At 72.2% G+C, this 17390-nt stretch carries 17 protein-coding genes; 9 read left to right on the top strand and 8 right to left on the bottom strand.

Translation table 11 applies throughout. The features are described from left to right. Positions 1–13: 13 nt before the first annotated feature. Both ACZ4Z2_RS04915 and ACZ4Z2_RS04910 read left to right on the top strand, forming a co-directional pair. Entirely contained in the window at positions 14–715 is a 702-nt protein-coding gene (locus ACZ4Z2_RS04915; RefSeq protein WP_468072426.1) for a GntR family transcriptional regulator, read from the top strand. A 20-nt stretch (positions 716–735) separates the two neighbouring features. After that, complete coding sequence (locus ACZ4Z2_RS04910) at positions 736–1755, top strand: 1-aminocyclopropane-1-carboxylate deaminase (protein WP_468072424.1); 1020 nt, start codon at positions 736–738, stop codon at positions 1753–1755. 66 nt (positions 1756–1821) lie between these two features. Here ACZ4Z2_RS04910 and ACZ4Z2_RS04905 read toward each other — a convergent pair whose 3' ends face one another. From ACZ4Z2_RS04905 to ACZ4Z2_RS04870, 8 genes are all read right to left on the bottom strand, one after another. Then, positions 1822–3051: a TerD family protein gene (locus ACZ4Z2_RS04905; protein WP_468072870.1), complete on the bottom strand. Its 1230-nt coding sequence runs from the start codon at positions 3049–3051 to the stop codon at positions 1822–1824. A 74-nt stretch (positions 3052–3125) separates the two neighbouring features. Then, positions 3126–3347 carry a hypothetical protein gene (locus tag ACZ4Z2_RS04900; RefSeq protein WP_468072422.1) on the bottom strand — a complete coding sequence of 74 codons (222 nt, stop codon included), beginning with the start codon at positions 3345–3347 and terminating at the stop codon, positions 3126–3128. Positions 3348–3430: 83 nt separating this feature from the next. Further along, the gene (locus ACZ4Z2_RS04895; protein ID WP_468072420.1) at positions 3431–4420 is read right to left on the bottom strand and encodes a zinc-dependent alcohol dehydrogenase family protein; all 990 of its coding nucleotides are present in this window, start codon (positions 4418–4420) and stop codon (positions 3431–3433) included. After that, positions 4417–5241, bottom strand: a complete 825-nt coding sequence (locus ACZ4Z2_RS04890) for a carbohydrate ABC transporter permease (protein WP_468072418.1) — start codon at positions 5239–5241, stop codon at positions 4417–4419. Before ACZ4Z2_RS04890 ends, ACZ4Z2_RS04895 begins: the two co-directional genes overlap by 4 nt. Further along, positions 5238–6176: a carbohydrate ABC transporter permease gene (locus ACZ4Z2_RS04885; RefSeq protein ID WP_468072416.1), complete on the bottom strand. Its 939-nt coding sequence runs from the start codon at positions 6174–6176 to the stop codon at positions 5238–5240. Before ACZ4Z2_RS04885 ends, ACZ4Z2_RS04890 begins: the two co-directional genes overlap by 4 nt. Continuing rightward, positions 6173–7543, bottom strand: a complete 1371-nt coding sequence (locus ACZ4Z2_RS04880) for an ABC transporter substrate-binding protein (protein ID WP_468072414.1) — start codon at positions 7541–7543, stop codon at positions 6173–6175. The genes ACZ4Z2_RS04885 and ACZ4Z2_RS04880 overlap by 4 nt, the downstream gene beginning before the upstream one ends. Before the next feature lie 77 nt (positions 7544–7620). Then, the gene (locus ACZ4Z2_RS04875) at positions 7621–8382 is read right to left on the bottom strand and encodes a DeoR/GlpR family DNA-binding transcription regulator (RefSeq protein ID WP_468072868.1); all 762 of its coding nucleotides are present in this window, start codon (positions 8380–8382) and stop codon (positions 7621–7623) included. Positions 8383–8631: 249 nt separating this feature from the next. After that, positions 8632–9456 (bottom strand): NAD-dependent epimerase/dehydratase family protein, encoded by an 825-nt coding sequence (locus tag ACZ4Z2_RS04870; RefSeq protein ID WP_468072412.1) that lies wholly within the window; start codon positions 9454–9456, stop codon positions 8632–8634. Between the two features lie 231 nt (positions 9457–9687). On the opposite strand from ACZ4Z2_RS04870, the gene ACZ4Z2_RS04865 reads away from it, so the two are divergent. The 7 genes from ACZ4Z2_RS04865 to araD all read left to right on the top strand — a co-directional run bounded on the left by ACZ4Z2_RS04865 (position 9688) and on the right by araD (position 17243). After that, positions 9688–10638, top strand: a complete 951-nt coding sequence (locus ACZ4Z2_RS04865) for a 5-dehydro-4-deoxyglucarate dehydratase (RefSeq protein WP_468072410.1) — start codon at positions 9688–9690, stop codon at positions 10636–10638. Then, entirely contained in the window at positions 10635–11822 is a 1188-nt protein-coding gene (locus tag ACZ4Z2_RS04860) for a hypothetical protein (protein ID WP_468072408.1), read from the top strand. The genes ACZ4Z2_RS04865 and ACZ4Z2_RS04860 overlap by 4 nt, the downstream gene beginning before the upstream one ends. Positions 11823–12143: 321 nt before the next feature. Continuing rightward, entirely contained in the window at positions 12144–12749 is a 606-nt protein-coding gene (locus tag ACZ4Z2_RS04855) for a TIGR03086 family metal-binding protein (RefSeq protein WP_468072406.1), read from the top strand. 66 nt (positions 12750–12815) lie between these two features. Continuing rightward, positions 12816–13565 carry an MBL fold metallo-hydrolase gene (locus ACZ4Z2_RS04850; protein WP_468072404.1) on the top strand — a complete coding sequence of 250 codons (750 nt, stop codon included), beginning with the start codon at positions 12816–12818 and terminating at the stop codon, positions 13563–13565. 171 nt (positions 13566–13736) lie between these two features. After that, positions 13737–14444: a GntR family transcriptional regulator gene (locus ACZ4Z2_RS04845; RefSeq protein ID WP_468072402.1), complete on the top strand. Its 708-nt coding sequence runs from the start codon at positions 13737–13739 to the stop codon at positions 14442–14444. 70 nt (positions 14445–14514) lie between these two features. Continuing rightward, positions 14515–15426, top strand: a complete 912-nt coding sequence (locus ACZ4Z2_RS04840; RefSeq protein ID WP_468072400.1) for a dihydrodipicolinate synthase family protein — start codon at positions 14515–14517, stop codon at positions 15424–15426. Then, complete coding sequence (gene araD / locus ACZ4Z2_RS04835) at positions 15423–17243, top strand: L-arabinonate dehydratase (RefSeq protein ID WP_468072398.1); 1821 nt, start codon at positions 15423–15425, stop codon at positions 17241–17243. Before ACZ4Z2_RS04840 ends, araD begins: the two co-directional genes overlap by 4 nt. Positions 17244–17390 lie beyond the last annotated feature (147 nt).

The raw sequence follows: 17390 nt of genomic DNA, 5'->3' as shown, positions 1-17390 counted from the left end.
AACATTTCAGTTCATGGAGGCCATACGACCGGTGAGCCGCACCCTGCTGAGGGACCGCGCCTACCTCGCCATCCGGGACGCCATCGTGGCCGGGGAGATCGAGCCCGGCGCCGTGGTGCGGGACGCCGAGTTCGCGGAGTTGCTGGGGCTGTCCCGCGCGCCGGTGCGTGAGGCGTTCTCCCGGCTGGTGGACGAAGGGCTGCTGGAGAGCAAACCGCAGAGCTACACACGCGTGACGCCGGTCGTCGCCGCCGATGTGCGCGACGCCGCCGCCGTGGTCGGCGCGATGCACGAGCTGGCCACGCGGGTCGCCGTGCCCCGGCTGTTCGCGGCCGACGTGGAGACGATGCGCTCCGCCAACGAACGGTTCGCCGCCGCCGTCAGCGCCGGTGACGTCGACGCCGCCCTGGACGCCGACGACGAACTGCACGACGTCCTCGTCCGGGTGAGCGGCAACCGCGCGGCCGCAGCGACCGTCGCCCGCTACACCCCGCTCATCCGCCGACTGGAGCGACGCCGCTTCGGCGAGGGCGGCAACTGCCGCTCGGCCGGACTGCACGACCGGCTGATCGACGCCTGCGCGGCCGGTGACACGGACGAGGCGGTCACCGTCACCGCGGAGATCTGGCGCGGTCTGGCGGCCCTCGCCGACGAACCCGAGGGCGGACGCGCCGCCGACGACGACGAAGCGCCCGCCACCGGCGTGGACCACTGAACCCGACCCCGGGAGGACCCGTGTCCCTTGCTTCCTTCGAGCGCTACCCGCTCCTCTTCGGGCCCTCGCCGGTGCACCGGCTGGAACGCCTGACCGCCCACCTCGGCGGTGCCTCCCTGTGGGCCAAGCGGGAGGACTGCAACTCCGGCATCGCCTACGGCGGCAACAAGACCCGCAAACTGGAGTACCTCGTCGCCGACGCGCTCGCCCAGGGCTGCGACACCCTGGTCTCCATCGGCGGGGTGCAGTCCAACCACACCCGCCAGGTCGCCGCCGTCGCCGCCCGCGCCGGACTCACATGCGTGCTGGTGCAGGAGAGCTGGGTGGAGTGGCCCGACGCCGTGTACGACAAGGTCGGCAACATCCTGATCAGCCGCCTCGCCGGCGCCGACGTGCGGCTCGTCCAGGCCGGGTTCGGCATCGGCTTCAAGGAGAGCTGGGAGCTGGCGCTCAGGGAGGTCGAGGAGGCGGGCGGCAAGCCGTACGCCATCCCGGCCGGCGCCTCCGACCACCCCCTCGGCGGCCTCGGCTTCGCCTCCTGGGCGTACGAGGTCGCCGATCAGGAGCGGGAGCTGGGCGTCTTCTTCGACACGGTCGTCGTCTGCTCGGTCACCGGCTCCACCCAGGCCGGCATGGTCGCCGGCTTCGCCGCCCTGGAGGAGGCCGGCGCACGGCCCCGCCGGGTCCTCGGCATCGACGCCTCCGCCAAGCCCGGCACGACCCGCGCCCAGATCGCGCGCATCGCCCACAACACCGGGCAACTCATCGGCGTCAAGCGGGAGCTGACCGAGGCGGACGTGGAACTGGACGAGCGCTACCACGCCGGGGTCTACGGCGTCCCCGACGACGCCACCCTCGTCGCCATGCAGCTCGCCGCCCGCACCGAGGGCATGATCACCGACCCCGTCTACGAGGGGAAGTCGATGGCCGGGATGATCGACCTCGTCGAACGCGGCGAGATCGCCGAGGACTCGACGGTCCTCTACGCCCACCTCGGCGGCCAGCCCGCGCTGAACGCGTACAGCGGCGTCATCCAGTGACGACCTGACCGGGGGAGGGGCGGCTCCGCCCCTCCCCGCCCCCGCCCCTCCTCGTCGCCGGTGTCCTCAGAGTGCCTGGGCCGCCGGCTTCACCATGCCCCGGACCGTACGGGACTTCACGAAGTCGCCCATGGCCGTCATCTCCCACTCGCCGGAGAACTGGCGGATCAGCTTGGCCATCATCACGCCCGTCTGCGCCTCGGCGTTGGTGAGGTCGAAGCGGACCAGTTCCTCGCCGGTGGCGGCGTCCAGGAGGCGGCAGTACGCCTTGGCGACCTCGGTGAACTTCTGACCGGAGAAGGAGTTGACCGTGAAGACCAGGCCGGTGACCTCCTGGGGGAGCCGGCCGAGGTCGACCACGATCACCTCGTCGTCGCCTCCGCCCTCACCCGTGAGGTTGTCGCCGGAGTGCTTGATCGCTCCGTTCACGATGGAGAGCTTGCCGAAGTAGCAGCTGTCGATGTGGTTGCGCTGCGGACCGTACGCGATCACCGAGGCGTCCAGGTCGATGTCCCTGCCCCGGTACGCCGGCTCCCAGCCCAGGCCCATCTTGACCTGGGAGAGCAGCGGGCGGCCGCCCTTGACCAGGGACACCGTCTGGTTCTTCTGGAGGCTGACCCTGCCCTTGTCCAGGTTGATCTTCCCGGCGCCGGGGGCGGGGGGAGCCGGAGGGGCGGGCGGCGCCGGGGGTGCGGCGGGGGTCATGGCGGGCGGGGCCGGCGGGGTCACGGGGGTCTGCGGGGTGGGCGCGGGTGTGGGCGGGGCCATGGGCTGGGCGGGGGCCGCCGGCTGGGCCGGGGCGGGCTCCTCCACGGTGACGCCGAAGTCGGTGGCGATCCCGGCCAGGCCGTTGGCGTAGCCCTGGCCGACGGCGCGGACCTTCCAGGCGCCGCCCCGCAGATAGATCTCCACGATCACCAGGGCCGTCTCGGTGCCGAGCCGCGGCGGGGTGAACGTGGCGATCACCGCGCCGGTCGCCGCGTCGCGGATGGTGGCGGTCGGCTCGATGCCCTGGAAGGTCTGGCCGGCCGCGTCGGGGCTGGCGGTGACGACGATCTTCTCGATGCCCGGGGGGAGGGCCGTGGTGTCGACCGTGATCGAGTCGGGGGTCGTACCGCCGCCCGAGCGGTACGTCACGCCCGGGCCGCTCGGCTGGTTGTAGAAGATGAAGTCGTCGTCCGAGCGCACCTTGCCGTCGGCGGTGAGCAGCAGGCCCGATACGTCCAGCCGCACGGGGGCGGCGACGTCCACCGCGACACGGGGGGCGGGCAGCGGGATGTTCGAGCCGGGGGTCATAGCTGTCATGCGTGGTGAACGATTCAGGCCGCTTTACCGTTCCCTTACCCAGGGGGACCCGGCGGCCGTTCGGGTCAGCGGCGGTTGCGGGGGTGCTCCCGGGCGGTGCGCTCGTTGCCCCGGCGGTAGTTCCCGGTCCAGCGGGCCATGACCAGCTGCGGGTCGCCCGCCGCGACCTCGGCGAGGAAGCGGTCGGCGCGCGGGCCGCGCAGCGTGGTGGCCGCGCGGCCGTGATGCTCGATCGTCACCGTGCGGTCGGCTTGCTCGGTGTAGGTGAATCCCTGCGGACGTGGCATGTCCAGGATCGTAGGGGCGGAGGGGCGGAGGGGCGGAGGGGAGGGGCACCCCAGCGAATTCCGGCCGGTGGGGTGCCCGCCGCCTACGGCACCACGACGGTCTTCCGGCCCACGCCCGCCGCGAACCGGTCCAGGGCCTCGGGGTACCGGTCCAGCGGCAGCCGGTCGCTGATGAGGACGTCCGGGTCGAGCACCCCGTTCGCGAAGAGTTCCGCCGCGCGTTCGAAGCTGTGCAGGACCGCCATCGAGCCGGTGATGGTGATCTCCTGGTTGTAGATCCGGTAAGGGTCGATCGTGACCCGCGTCGCGTAGTCGGCCACCCCGAACTGGAGGAAGGTGCCCGCCTTCGCCACCCGGTCCAGGCCGTCCTGGATCGCGGCGGCGTTGCCGGTGGCGTCCACGACCAGGTCCCAGCCCCGCGGCCGCTCCAGCTCGTCGGGGTTCGCGGCCGCCCCCGAGACCCCCAGCCGCCGAGCCGTCTCCAGCCGCTCGGGGTTCACGTCCACCATGTCCACACTCGCCGCGCCGGTGCGCTTGGCCAGCTCCAGCATCATCAGGCCCATCGTCCCCGAGCCGTAGATCAGCACATGGGCGCCGAGGCGGGAGCGGAGCACGTCGTAGCCGCGGACCGCGCACGACAGCGGCTCCACCAGCGCCGCGTCCTGTGTCCGGACGTGGTCCGGCAGCTTCACGCAGTTCGCCACGGGCGCCACCGCGTACTCCGCGGCGCCGCCAGCCGTCGTCACGCCGATCGCGGCCCACCGTTCGCAGAGGTTGTTGTGGCCGGTACGGCAGTAGCGGCACTCGTGGCAGTACAGCGACGGGTCCACCGCCACCCGGTCGCCGACGGCCAACTCGGTGACCCGGGAGCCCACTGCCACGACCTCGCCCGCGAACTCGTGACCCGGCACGATCGGCAGCTCGGGCGCGAACTCGCCCTGGAGGATGTGCAGATCGGTGCCGCACAGACCGCACGCGGCGACCCGGACGACGACGTCACGGGGGCCCGGTGCCGGGTCCGGGACCTCGGTGACGACGGCCTTGCCCACGGACTCGATGACGGCGGCCTTCATTTGACGGCTCCCAAGGACAGGCCCTGGACGAGTTTGTCCTGGGCGGCGAACCCCGCGGCGAGCACCGGCAGGGAGATGACGAGGGACGCGGCGCACACCTTCGCCAGGAACAGGCCCTGGCTGGTGATGAAGCCGGTCAGGAAGACGGGCGCGGTCTCGGCCACGACACCCGTCAGCACCCTCGCGAACAGCAACTCGTTCCAGCTGAAGATGAAGCAGATCAGGGCCGTGGCGGCGATTCCGGGGGCGGCGATCGGGGCCACGACCCGGGCCAGCACCGTCGGCAGCCGGGCGCCGTCCAGCTGGGCCGCCTCGATCACCGCGACCGGCACCTCCGCGAGGAAGGACTGCATCATCCACACCGCGATCGGCAGGTTCATGGACGTGTAGAGGACGACCAGCAGCCAGATGTTGTCGAGCAGGCCGGCGTTCTTCGCGAAGAGGTAGATCGGGAGGAGTCCCGCCACCACCGGCAGCATCTTGGTGGAGAGGAAGAAGAACAGCACGTCCGTCCACTTGCGCACCGGGCGGATCGACAGCGCGTACGCCGCCGGGAAGGCCAGCAGCAGGACCAGCAGGGTCGAGACCAGGGACGCCACCGTGGAGTTGGTCAGGGCGGGCCAGGGGCTCGCCCCGCCGTCCACGCCGAAGAACTCGCGGTAGCCCTCCAGGGTCAGCGCGGCCGTGAAGGACGGCGGGTTGGTCGCCGCGTCCGACTCCGAGTGGAAGGACGTCAGCGCCATCCAGGCGATGGGCAGGAAGAAGGCGACCCCGGCGAACCAGGCCAGCAGACCGGGCCCCTTGCGTCGCAGCGCGTTCATGAGCGCCCCGCCTCCTCGCTGAACAGCGACGAGACCACGCGCAGCGCGAACGTCGCGATGATGATCGAGCCGATGACGACCAGGACGCCGGCCGCCGAGGCGAGGCCGTTCTCATGGGCCTGGTAGAAGGTCTGGTAGACGGTGTAGGGGAGGTTCGCGGTGCCCAGGCCGCCGGAGGTGATGGTGAAGACGGCGTCGAAGTTCTGGACGATGTAGATGGACCCGAGCAGGGCGCCCAGTTCGAGGTAGCGGCGCAGGTGCGGCAGGGTCAGATGCCGGAAGATCTGCCAGTCGCTCGCTCCGTCGACGCGGGCCGCCTCGATCTGCTGGTGGTCCCGGGACTGCAGACCCGCCAGCAGGATGAGCATCATGAACGGCGTCCACTGCCACACCAGGGAAGCCTCCACCGCGAGCAGCGGCGTCTCGGAGATCCAGTCCGGCTGGGGGCCGCCGACGTAGTGCAGCAGGCCGTTGAACAGGCCGTACTCCGGGTTGTAGAGGACGTGCTTCCACAGCAGGGCCGCGGCCACCGGGACCACCAGGAACGGGGCGATGAGCAGGGTGCGGACCAGGCTCCGGCCGCGGAACCTCCGGTCCAGCAGCAGCGCCAGCAGCAGCCCCAGGACCAGACTGGCCAGGACCACCGCGACCGTCAGCAGGACCGTCGTCCACACCGAGCGGCGCAGCTCGGGTTCGGTGAGGACCTCGCCGTAGTTGGCGAGGCCGGCGAAGCTGCGGGCGTCGGGGTAGAGGGAGTTCCAGTCGAAGAAGGAGATCACCAGCGTGGCCACGAACGGCAGCTGGGTCACGGTGATCATGAAGACGAGGGCGGGCAGGAGCGGGGCGCGGGTCGCCCAGGCCCGCAGCCGGGCGTGCGGCCTGTTCCGGGTGCGTACTGGTGTCGCCGCCCTCGGCGCTGTCGTGGTCGCGGTCATCGTCCCTCGTACTCCTCGGAGATCTGCTCGGCGAGCGCCTGTGCCTTCCTCAGGGCCGACTCCACGGACTGGCGTCCGGCGATGGCCGCGCTGATCTCCAGGGAGACCTTGGTGCCGAGATCGGTGAACTCGGGGATGCCGACGAACTGGATGCCGGGCGCCGGCCGCGGCTGCACCCCGGGGTCGGTGGGTCGGGCGCCCTCGATGGCCTCGCGGGTCATCTCCTGGAAGGCCGCGGCCTCCGCGCGGTAGTCGGGGTTCGCGTACGTCGACTCCCGCTTGCCTGCGGGGACGTTGGACCAGCCGATCTCGTCGCCGACCAGTTGCTCGTACTCCTTGCCGGACGCCCAGGAGACGAACTTCCACGCCTTGTCGGGGTTGCGGGACGCCTTCTGGATGCCCCAGGCCCAGGTGTAGAGCCAGCCGGAGGACTCGGTCCGCTCGACGGGTGCCGGTACGTAGCCGATCCTCCCCTTCACGGGGGAGTCGTCCGCCTCCAGGGAACCGGCGGCGGAGGTGGCGTCGTACCACATGGCGACCTTGCCCTGGGTCATGTTGTTCAGGCACTCGGCGAAGCCGGACTGGGCGGCGCCGGACTCGCCGTGCTCGCGGACCAGCTCGACGTAGAACCGGGTGGCCCGCTCGAACTCGGGGGAGTCGAGGCGGGCTTTCCAGCCCTTGTCGAACCAGGTGCCGCCGAAGGTGTTCACGACCGTGGTCAGGGGTGCCATGACCTCGCCCCAGCCGGGCAGACCACGCAGACAGATGCCCTTCATACCGGGTTCGGCGCCGTCCGCCTTCGCCGCGAGGCCGGCGACCTGCCGCCAGGTGGGGCGCTCCGGCATGGTGAGCCCCCGCTCGGCGAACACGTCCTTGCGGTACATCAGGAAGGACGACTCGCCGTAGAACGGCTGCCCGTAGAGTCTGCCGTCGTCGCCGGTCAGGGACTGGCGCATCGGCTTGAGGATGTCCCGCTGGTCGAACCCGGGGTCCTTCGCGACGTACGGGTCCAGCTCCTCCAGCCAGCCGTTCCTGGCGTAGATCGGTATCTCGTAGTTGCTCAGGGTCGCCACGTCGTACTGGCCGGCCTGGTTGGCGAAGTCCTGGCTGATCTTGTCGCGGACGTCGTTCTCCGGCAGGACGGTGAAGTTCACCTCGATGCCGGTCCGTTTCGTGAAGTGCGCGGCCGTGAGCTTGCGCAGCTCCTGCATCTGCGGGTTGTTGACCATCAGTACGTTGATCGCGTCGCCGCCGGATCCCGTCCCGCCCGCTCCGGTCCAGCAACCGGAGAGAAGCGGGGCGAGCAGCGTCCCTGCGGCGACCGCGGCGAGTGCGGTGCGCGGCCTCCGTCGGCTCGGGGTTCGCATGGATCACTCCTGCACGTATGGGGAGATAAGGGGTTCTTCGGGGCGTGGAGGTGCCCTCGAAGCGGGTCGGGTGGGAGTCAGACGCGGATGACCTGGGGCCCCAGCAGGGCGTACCGGTGGGCCTCCGCCGTGGGCAGCGCGGTGCTGGTGACGATCGCGTCCAGGTCGCCCACCTCGGCGAACCGGCAGAAGCTGACCGCGCCGAACTTGGTGTGGACACCCACGAACACGGTGCGCCGGGAGGTGCGGACGGCCTGCGCCTTGACCTCGCTGACGGCCGGGTCGGGGGTGGTGAGCCCGTGGTCGCGGGTGATGCCGTTGGCGCCGATGTAGGCCAGGTCGACGACGAAGCCGGCGAGCATCTTCGTCGTCCAGTGGTCGACCGTCGCGAGGGTGCCGGGCCGCACCCGGCCGCCGAGCAGCAGCACGGTCGTGCTGCCGGCCTCGGCGAGCGCGCCCGCGGTGGCGAGGGAGGCGGTGACCACGGTCAGCGGCCGGTCGCGGGGGAGGGCCTCGGCGATGAGCTGCGGGGTGAAGCCCTCGTCGACGAAGACCGTCTCCGCTTCCCCGAGCAGCTCGGCCGCCGCGGCGGCGATCCGGCGCTTCTCGGGGACGTGACTGGTGGCGCGGAAGGCGAGCGTCGTCTCGAACCCGGCGCTCTCCACGGGATACGCGCCGCCGTGCGTACGCCGGACGAGCCCGTGCTCCTCCAGGGCGCGCAGATCGCGCCGTACGGTCTCCTTCGCCACGCCCAGGGCGGCGGCGAGTTCGGCGACGTCGACGGAGCCCGTACGGCGGGCGGCCCTGACGATCTCGCGCCGCCTCTCCTCCGCGCCCATGGCCGACACCCGCTCTCCCTCGCCGTCGCACTGCCCGTTCGGGCCCGTTCGGGGCCCCGGTGCCAGTTCTACAGCGGGTGCGTGGCGCTGACCAGGCTTGTTGCGCGCCCGATGATGCCCGCCCCTGCCCGTTTCGACGGCGGCCGCCCGTCGCGGACCTGGGCGGGGCGTGGGATCGGGCAGCGGGCGTGCCCGAACGCGGCGGAGGGCGGGCCCGTTCGGTGCCCGCCCTCCGCTCTCGCCAGCCTGTCAGTGCGGCCAGATCGGCGGATCGCTCACGAAGTGGCCGCCCAGGAAGGCGTGCGCCTCGTTGTCCGGATCGAGGTCGCCCTGCTCGGCGATGAGCTTGTCGGCGTACGGCTCGGAGTCGTCCCGCGGCTCGTATCCCAGCGCGCGGGCGGTGGAGAGGTCCCACCACAGACGGGTGTTGGCGGAGGAGCCGTACACCACGGTGTGGCCGACGTCCTCGGCGGTCAGGGCCGCGTGGAAGAGCCGGGCGCCGTCGGCCGGGCTCATCCAGAGCGAGAGCATGCGCACGCTCGTCGGCTCGGGGAAGCAGGAGCCGATCCGCACGGACACCGTCTCCAGGCCGTACTTGTCCCAGTAGAACTGGGCGAGGTCCTCGCCGAAGGACTTGGACAGGCCGTAGAAGGTGTCGGGGCGGCGCGGGGTGTCGACCGGGATCAGCTCGCCCGGGTCGAGCGGGGTGTCGCCCTTCGGGCGGGGCGTGAATCCCACGGCGTGGTTGGAGGAGGCGAAGACGACGCGCGCCACGCCCTCCTGGCGGGCGGCCTCGTACAGGTGGTAGGTGCCCTCGATATTGGCCCCGAGGATCTTCTCGAAGGGGGCTTCCAGGGAGATGCCCGCGAGGTGGATGATCGCGTCGACGCCCCGCACGGCCTCCCTCAGGGCCTCCTTGTCGGCGAGGTCGGCGACGATCGCGTCCGGCTCGCCCTCGATGGGGCGCAGATCGAGAAGGCGCAGCTCATAGCCGTACGCCGGGAGGAGTTCCCGCATCAGGGTGCCGAGACCGCCGGCGGCGCCGGTGAGCAGAACGGTGCGGGGAGCGGGCATCCTCGGGTCTCCTTGCCTCGCCATTCGTACATATGAGCGTCCGATATTCACATTCGTGGACACGCTAGGGAGTGAGGTCCGGCGCGTCAAGTGTGCCGCCGGGGTGCGCCGAAGGCGTGAATCGGCTGGTGTGGCGCGGGTTTGGACGCTTGACCGCCCACGCGAGGGCGCCCTAGCGTGATCTCGTTCAGAAATGTAGACAGTGATCAGTGACGTGGACTGGGAGAGCCCGTGACGTCAGCCTCGCTCGCCGCTCGACTCCGTGTCCCCACCGGGCCGCTGTTCTTCCCCGTCACCGCCTACGGCCCGGACGGCCGGATCGACCTCGACGTCTGCCGCGCGCACGTGCGCCGCGGCGTCGAGGCCGGGGCCGCCGCCGTCTTCGTCTGCTGCGGGACCGGCGAGTTCCACGCGCTCACCCCCGAGGAGTTCCAGGAGTGCGTCGGCGCGGCGGTCACCGAGACCGCGGGGCGGGTGCCGGTCCTCGCCGGCACCGGCTACGGCACCGCGCTCGCCGAACGCTACGCGCGGCTCGCCGCCGAGGCCGGCGCCGACGGGCTGCTCGCCCTGCCGCCCTACCTCGTCGTCGCCGCCCAGGAAGGACTGCTGCGGCACTACCGCCGGCTGGCCGCCGCGACCCCGCTCCCCGTGATCGTCTACCAGCGCGACAACGCCGTCCTCACACCCGGGACGGTCGTCGAACTGGCCCGCACCGAGGGGGTCGTGGGCCTCAAGGACGGAGTCGGCGACCTCGACCTGATGCAGCGCATCGTCAGCACCGTGCGCGCCGGAACGGCGGGCGACTTCCTCTACTTCAACGGGCTGCCCACCGCCGAACTGACCCAGCCCGCCTACCGGGGCATCGGCGTCACCCTGTACTCGTCGGCCGTCTTCTGCTTCGCCCCCGAGATCGCCCAGGCGTTCCACCGGGCGCTCGGCACGGGCGACGACACGACCGTCGATCGACTGCTGGACGGTTTCTACCGCCCCTTCGTGGAACTCCGAGCCCGGGGACGCGGCTATGCCGTGTCACTGGTGAAGGCCGGGGTACGGCTACGGGGGCTGGACGTGGGAGAGGTACGGCCGCCGCTGCACGAGCCGGCGGAGGAACACGTCACACAGCTGGGCCAGTTGATCGAGCGCGGCTACGCGCTGCTGGAGGAGTGCCAGGAGGGCAAGTGAAGGCGTCTACGTTCGTCTACCCGTGGGACGTCAACGGGGATCCGGCCGCCGCGGAGCGCATCGCGGACCTCGGTGTGCGGCAGGTGACGCTCGCCTCCGCGTACCACTCCACCCGCGCGCTCACCCCGCGCCACCCCCGGCACCGGGTCGTCACCGCCGAGCACGCGGCCGTGCTGTACCCGCCGGGCGAGCGCTGGCGGGGGCGGACCCTGCGGCCGTACCCGGCGGGGGAGTGGGCGCCCGGCGACGCGTTCGGGGAGGCGGCCCGCGCGCTGGAGGCCGCCGGTCTGGAGGTCCACACCTGGGTGGTCCTCGCCCACAACTCCCGGCTCGGCACCGAGCACCCGTCGACCTCCGTGGTCAACGCGTACGGCGACCGGTACCCGTGGGCGCCGTGCGTCGCACAGCCGGAGATCCGCGAGTACCTCGTCGACCTGGCCGCGGAGGCCGCGGTGCGCCCCGGCGCGCGCGGCACCGAGCTGGAGTCCCTCGGCTGGTACGGCTTCCAGCACCTGCACGCCCATGACAAGACCGGCGGGGTCCCCCTCGGGGACGCCGGGCAGTATCTGATGGCGCTCTGCTTCTGCCCGACCTGCCGTGCCGGGTACGCCGACGCCGGGCTGGACCCCGAGGCCCTGGCCGCGGCCGTGCGGGACGCGCTGGAACCGCTGTGGCGGGGCGAGCCCGTCGACGAGGGCTGGCCGGCGGTCGAGAAGCTCCTCGGCGCGGAGTGGGCGGCGGGGACCCGGGCGTGGCGCGACGCCGTCGCCCGCTCCCTCCAGGAGGCCGCCGTCACGGCGGTACGGGCCGCCGCGCCCGAGGGGTTCCAGGTGCTGCTGCACGCGGACCCCGTGACCTACCACTGCGGGGCGAACACCGGGGTCGACCCCGCGCACGTCCTGGGCGTGGCCGACGGGGTCGTCGTGCCGTGCGCGGGCGGACCGGGGCTGCTTCCCGCGTTCGCGGAGGCGCGGGGGGAAGCGGGTGCGGAGGGGGCGGTGGTGGCCGCCAACTTCGGCGTCGTGTCCGGGATGGGCGGCAGCCCCGGGACCCTGGGGGCGGATGCCCGGCGGGCGGCCGAACTGGGGGCGACGGAGATCCGGCTCTACCACGCGGGGCTGGCGTCGGACCAGGACCTGACGGCGGTGAGGGAGGGGCTGACTGCGGTGCCGGGTGCGTTGTAGCTGGGCGCCGGGGGGTTGCGTTGTCGGGTGCGGGTGCGGGTGCGGGTGCGGGTGCGGGTGCGGGTGCGGGTGGGGGTGGGGGTGCGGGTGCGGGTGCGGGTGAGTGGGAGCTGGTCGCGCAGCTCCCCGCGCCCCGGAAAAGCGACCGGGGCTGCGCCCCGTGCTTTTGAGCTGAAGGCCGGGCCGCAGGCCCCAAGCCCTCGGGGGCGCGGGGAACCGCGCGAGAAACCACGACGCACCCGCAACCGGCGATGAGTTTTCCCCAGCGAGTCGGTCTACCGAGAAAGGCACGCGCCCCCGACCGACCCGAAGGAGCCCCGGATGACCGTCGACGACACCGGCCCCCGCACCACCCCCCTCGATCTCACCGCGCAGACCCGCGTCGTGGCCGCGCTCGCGGCGGCCGTCGCGGACGGGGAACTCTCCGGCGCGACCCCCTGCCCCGCGTACACCGTCCGGCACCTCCTCGGGCATCTGCTCGGGCTCTCCGTCGCCTTCCGGGACGCCGGCCGCAAGGCCCTGGGGCCCACCACGGACACCGATCCCGGCGCCTCGCTGCCCGACATCGGCCCCGACTGGCGCGAGGCCCTGCCCCGGACGCTCGGCGAACTCGCCGAGGTGTGGCGCGACCCGGCCGCCTGGACCGGCGACACCCGGGCCGGCGGCGTCCCGCTGCCGGGCCATGTCGCCGGTGCCGTCGCCGTGAACGAACTCGTCGTGCACGGCTGGGACCTCGCCCGCGCCACCGGACAGGAGTACGCGCCGGACCCGGACGCGCTGGCCGCGTCCCACGCCTTCCTCGCCGCGTCCGTCGGTGACCCGAGCCGGGACAGCATTTTCGGCCCCGTCGTGCCCGTACCGGACGACGCGTCCCTCCTCGACCGGGCCATCGGCCTGAGCGGACGCGACCCGAACTGGAAGCCGTAGGCGCTCCTCAGACAGAACGCTCGAAATCCGGCGCGCGCCCCCACTCGCGTCCGTACGCTCCCCCCTATGCCCCTGAGCCTCACCGTCCTCGGCACCGCCTCTCCGCATCCCCGGCCGGGCCGGCCCGCCTCCGGGTATCTGCTGCGCGGCGGGGGCGCGGAGATATGGGTGGACGCCGGATTCGGGACCTTCGCCGAGTTGCAGCGGCACACGGACCCCACGAGGCTCACGGCGATCTGGCTGTCCCATCTGCACGCCGACCACAGCGCCGATCTGCTCGCCGCCGCGTACGGCTTCGCGTACGGCGGCCTCACCCTGCCCGCCCCCATCCCCGTCTACGCGCCCGACGGCTGCGCGCAGCGGGTCGCGGGCTTCTTCGGCCGGCCCGACACCGCCTTCCTGAGCAGCGTGTTCGAGTTCCGTCCGCTGTACGACGGGCACACCGCCCGGCACTGGAACCTCACCCTCACCGCGCGCGCCGTCGTCCACGACGCGGAGGCGTACGGGCTGCGCGCCGAGTGCCAGGGGCGGGTCTTCGCGTACTCCGGGGACAGTGGGCCGTGCGACGCGCTCACCCACCTCGCCGGCAGCGCCGACCTCTTCCTGTGCGAGGCGGACGTCACCGCGCATCGCGATGGCGAACCCCGGGTGCATCTCACGCCGGAGGAGGCCGGGACCTACGCCAAGGGGGCGAGCCGGCTGCTGCTCACCCATGTGGGACCCACGCTGACCAGGGAGGAAGCCACTTCACGGGCGGCGATCGCGTTCGGCGGGCCCACCGAGAGCGCAGGTGAGGGCGACACCAGGATCGTGTGACGGCGGCCACGGATTCCTTTGTCGGAAGCATTGACGAAACACGAGCCCCCTCCTACCTTCAACGGCGTCGTTCTTCGTACGTCATATATGAGACGCGATACGCGAGATCAGATACGTGAGATGCCGGGACCGGCCGTCCACGCGGGATCTCCGTGACCCGAGAGGCCGAGCATGACCTCTGTGCCCACGCCGATCCCCTCCCGCACGCAGTACGTGCTCGAAGGGATCAAACACCGCATCCTCACCGGCCAGTTGACGCCGGGGCAGGCCCTGGTCGAGACCGAACTGGCCGCGCAGTTCGGGGTGTCCAAGACGCCCGTGCGCGAGGCGCTGAAGACACTGGCCGGCACCGGGCTCGTCGTGATGAGCCAGTACAAGGGCGTCACGGTGCGCATGGTGGACGCGGACATGGCACGCGAGGTCTACGACGTACGGCTGCTCCTGGAGCCGGAGGCCCTGCGGCGCTCGGTGCGGCGCGGTGCCTCCTGGGACGCGGCGAGTGACGCGCTGACCAGGGCCGACGCGGCCACGGACACCGCCGAACGGTCCCTCGCGAACCGGGAGTTCCACCGCGCGCTCTATGTGCCCTGCGGCAACCCGCTGCTCGGCCGCATGCTCGACGAGGTGCGCGACCAGGCCGCGCTGGTCTCCGCCGTCGCCTGGGCCGCCGACCCCTCCTGGGAGCGGGAGGCCGCCGAGCACCGGGAGATCCTCAGGCTCGCCCTCGACGGCGACGCCGACGGCGCGGCCGCCGCCCTGCACGCCCACATCGCCTCGTTCGTCGAGCGCGCCTTCCCCGGCGCCCACGACGGCGACGAGGGTCAGCCCGTCGGCCGGACCCAGGGCGACCACGGCACCCGGCCCCGCACCGCCCCGTAAGCCCCCGAGTCCACGAGGTCGCGGCCGCGCGGGCGGCGGCCTCCGCAGTCCTCGCAGAGGAAGGTCATCCATGAGCAGCGTGACGTTCGAGACCCAACGGACGGCTCTGGCCGACGTGGTGGCCATCCCGGTGACTCCGTTCGCCGAGGACGACACCGTCGACCAGGGCGCCCACCGGGCCCTGCTGCGTCGGCTGCTCGACGGGGGGATCACCACCCTCACGCCCAACGGCAACACCGGCGAGTTCTACGCCCTCACCCCCGAGGAGCGAAGCCTGGTCACCGAGCTGACCATGGACGAGGTCGGCGAGCGCGCCGTGGTCCTGGTCGGCGTCGGACACGACATCCCGACCGCGGTCGCCTCCGCCGAACACGCCCGCGCGGTCGGCGCCCAGATGGTGATGGTCCACCAGCCGGTCCACCCCTACGTCTCGCAGGGCGGCTGGGTCGACTACCACCGGGCGATCGCCGAGGCCGTGCCGGAGCTGGGCGTCGTGCCCTACATCCGCAACGCGCAGCTGCCCGGCGCCCGTCTCGCCGAACTGGCCGACGACTGCCCCAACGTGATCGGCGTGAAGTACGCGGTCCCGGACGCCGCGCGCTTCGCCGCCTTCGCCCGCGACGCCGGCCTGGACCGCTTCGTCTGGGTGGCCGGCCTCGCCGAACCGTACGCGCCCTCGTACTTCTCCGCCGGGGCCACCGGCTTCACCTCGGGGCTCGTCAACGTCGCCCCGGCCGTCTCGCTGAACATGATTGAAGCGCTTCGATCGGGCGACTACCCGGCCGCCATGAAGGTCTGGGAGCAGATCCGCCGCTTCGAGGAACTGCGCGCCGCGAACGGCTCCGCCAACAACGTGACGGTGGTCAAGGAGGCCCTCGCCTCGCTCGGCCTGTGCCGCCGGGACGTCCGGGCGCCCAGCAGGCGACTGCCCGAGGACGAACGGGCCGAGGTCGCCTCCATCGCCGCGGGGTGGTCGATATGACGAAGCCGGTCGATATGACGGCGCCGGTCGACACGACGAAGCCGGTCGAGGTGAGGACGCCGGTCGACACGACGAAGCCGGTCGAGGTGAGGAAGCCGGAGGAACTCCGCAGCCACCAGTGGTACGGCAGCGGCGTCACGTCGGGGCTGCGCTCCTTCAGCCACCGCGCCCGCACCCGTCAGCTCGGCTATCTGCCCGAGGAGCACCTGGGCAAGCCCGTCATCGCGATCCTCAACACCTGGTCGGACATCAACCCCTGCCACGTCCACCTCCGCGACCGCGCGCAGGCGGTCAAGCGGGGCGTGTGGCAGGCGGGCGGTTTTCCGCTGGAGTTCCCGGTCTCCACCCTCTCGGAGACCTTCCAGAAGCCGACCCCCATGCTCTACCGCAACATGCTCGCCATGGAGACCGAGGAGCTCCTGCGCTCCTACCCGGTCGACGGGGCCGTGCTGATGGGCGGCTGTGACAAGTCCACGCCCGCCCTGCTGATGGGCGCCGCCAGCGTCGACCTGCCGACGGTGTTCGTGCCCGCCGGGCCCATGCTGCCGGGGCACTGGCGAGGCGAGGTCCTCGGTTCCGGCACCGACATGTGGAAGTACTGGGACGACCGGCGCGCCGGGCTCATCGGCGACTGCGAGATGACCGAACTGGAGTCCGGTCTCGCCCGGTCGCCCGGCCACTGCATGACCATGGGCACCGCCTCCACGCTCACCGCCGCGGCCGAGGCCCTCGGGGTCACTGTCCCCGGCGCGTCGAGCATCCCGGCGGTCGACTCCGGGCACGACCGGATGGCCGCCAAGTCGGGGCTGCGGATCGTCGAACTGGTCCACGAGGACCGCAAACTGAGCGACATCCTCACCGCCGACGCCTTCGAGGACGCCGTCACCACCGTCCTCGGGCTCGGCGGCTCCACCAACGCGGTCATCCACCTCATCGCCATGGCCGGCCGCGCGGGTGTCAAGCTCACCCTGGACGACTTCGACCGCGTCGCCCGCACGGTCCCGGTCCTGGCCGACGTCCGCCCCGGCGGTCGGACGTACCTGATGGAGGACTTCCACTTCGCGGGAGGTCTGCCCGGGTTCCTCTCCCGGATCACCGACCTGCTGCACCTGGACCGGCCGACCGTCTCCCACGACACACTGCGCGAGCAGCTCGACGGCGCGCTCGTCCACAACGACGCCGTGATCCGCCCGCGCGAGAACCCGGTCGCCGCCGAGGGCGGTGTCGCGGTCCTGCGCGGCAACCTCTGCCCGGACGGCGCGGTCATCAAGCACATCGCCGCCGAACGGCACCTGCTCAAGCACACCGGCCCGGCGGTCGTCTTCGACGACTACCGGACCATGCAGCGCACCATCAACGACCCGGCGCTGGGCATCACCGCCGACAGCGTCCTCGTCCTGCGCAACTCCGGGCCCAAGGGCGGGCCCGGCATGCCGGAGTACGGCATGCTGCCCATACCCGACCACCTGCTGAAGCAGGGCGTACGGGACATGGTGCGGATCTCCGACGCCCGGATGAGCGGCACGAGTTACGGCGCCTGCGTGCTGCACGTCGCACCGGAGTCGTACATCGGCGGCCCGCTCGCCCTGGTCCGCACCGGCGACCCGATCACCCTCGACGTCGAGGCGCGCACCCTCCACCTCCATGTGGACGACGAGGAACTGGAGCGCCGCCGAGCGGAGTGGACCGAGCCGCCCCCCCGCTACGAACGCGGCTACGGCGCCCTCTACAACGACCAGATCACCCAGGCCGACACCGGCTGCGACTTCGAGTTCCTGGCCCGCCCCGGCAAGGTCCCGGACCCGTACGCCGGTTGAACAACCCGACCGGCCCGAACCCCCGGGTCTTGCAGGGGCGCGGGGAACTGCGCGACAAGCCCCAACGCACCCGCACCCGCCAACGCACCCGCACCCGCACCCGCCAACGCACCCCAAGAGGCACCCCAAGAGGCACCCCGTACCGCG

Source organism: Streptomyces sp. NPDC030183, assembly GCF_055573455.1.
Note: the sequence above shows the minus strand (reverse complement) of the source record. Positions and strands in the feature narration are given on the sequence as shown.

What these genes read in the sequence shown, in the direction of transcription:
- ACZ4Z2_RS04915 (WP_468072426.1), top strand. Translation starts at nt 14, where the DNA reads ATGGAGGCCATACGACCGGTGAGCCGCACCCTGCTGAGGGACCGCGCC.
- ACZ4Z2_RS04905 (WP_468072870.1), bottom strand. Translation starts at nt 3,051, where the DNA reads ATGACCCCCGGCTCGAACATCCCGCTGCCCGCCCCCCGTGTCGCGGTG.
- ACZ4Z2_RS04900 (WP_468072422.1), bottom strand. Translation starts at nt 3,347, where the DNA reads ATGCCACGTCCGCAGGGATTCACCTACACCGAGCAAGCCGACCGCACG.
- ACZ4Z2_RS04895 (WP_468072420.1), bottom strand. Translation starts at nt 4,420, where the DNA reads ATGAAGGCCGCCGTCATCGAGTCCGTGGGCAAGGCCGTCGTCACCGAG.
- ACZ4Z2_RS04890 (WP_468072418.1), bottom strand. Translation starts at nt 5,241, where the DNA reads ATGAACGCGCTGCGACGCAAGGGGCCCGGTCTGCTGGCCTGGTTCGCC.
- ACZ4Z2_RS04885 (WP_468072416.1), bottom strand. Translation starts at nt 6,176, where the DNA reads ATGACCGCGACCACGACAGCGCCGAGGGCGGCGACACCAGTACGCACC.
- ACZ4Z2_RS04880 (WP_468072414.1), bottom strand. Translation starts at nt 7,543, where the DNA reads ATGCGAACCCCGAGCCGACGGAGGCCGCGCACCGCACTCGCCGCGGTC.
- ACZ4Z2_RS04875 (WP_468072868.1), bottom strand. Translation starts at nt 8,382, where the DNA reads ATGGGCGCGGAGGAGAGGCGGCGCGAGATCGTCAGGGCCGCCCGCCGT.
- ACZ4Z2_RS04870 (WP_468072412.1), bottom strand. Translation starts at nt 9,456, where the DNA reads ATGCCCGCTCCCCGCACCGTTCTGCTCACCGGCGCCGCCGGCGGTCTC.
- ACZ4Z2_RS04855 (WP_468072406.1), top strand. Translation starts at nt 12,144, where the DNA reads ATGACCGTCGACGACACCGGCCCCCGCACCACCCCCCTCGATCTCACC.
- ACZ4Z2_RS04850 (WP_468072404.1), top strand. Translation starts at nt 12,816, where the DNA reads ATGCCCCTGAGCCTCACCGTCCTCGGCACCGCCTCTCCGCATCCCCGG.
- ACZ4Z2_RS04845 (WP_468072402.1), top strand. Translation starts at nt 13,737, where the DNA reads ATGACCTCTGTGCCCACGCCGATCCCCTCCCGCACGCAGTACGTGCTC.
- ACZ4Z2_RS04840 (WP_468072400.1), top strand. Translation starts at nt 14,515, where the DNA reads ATGAGCAGCGTGACGTTCGAGACCCAACGGACGGCTCTGGCCGACGTG.
- araD (WP_468072398.1), top strand. Translation starts at nt 15,423, where the DNA reads ATGACGAAGCCGGTCGATATGACGGCGCCGGTCGACACGACGAAGCCG.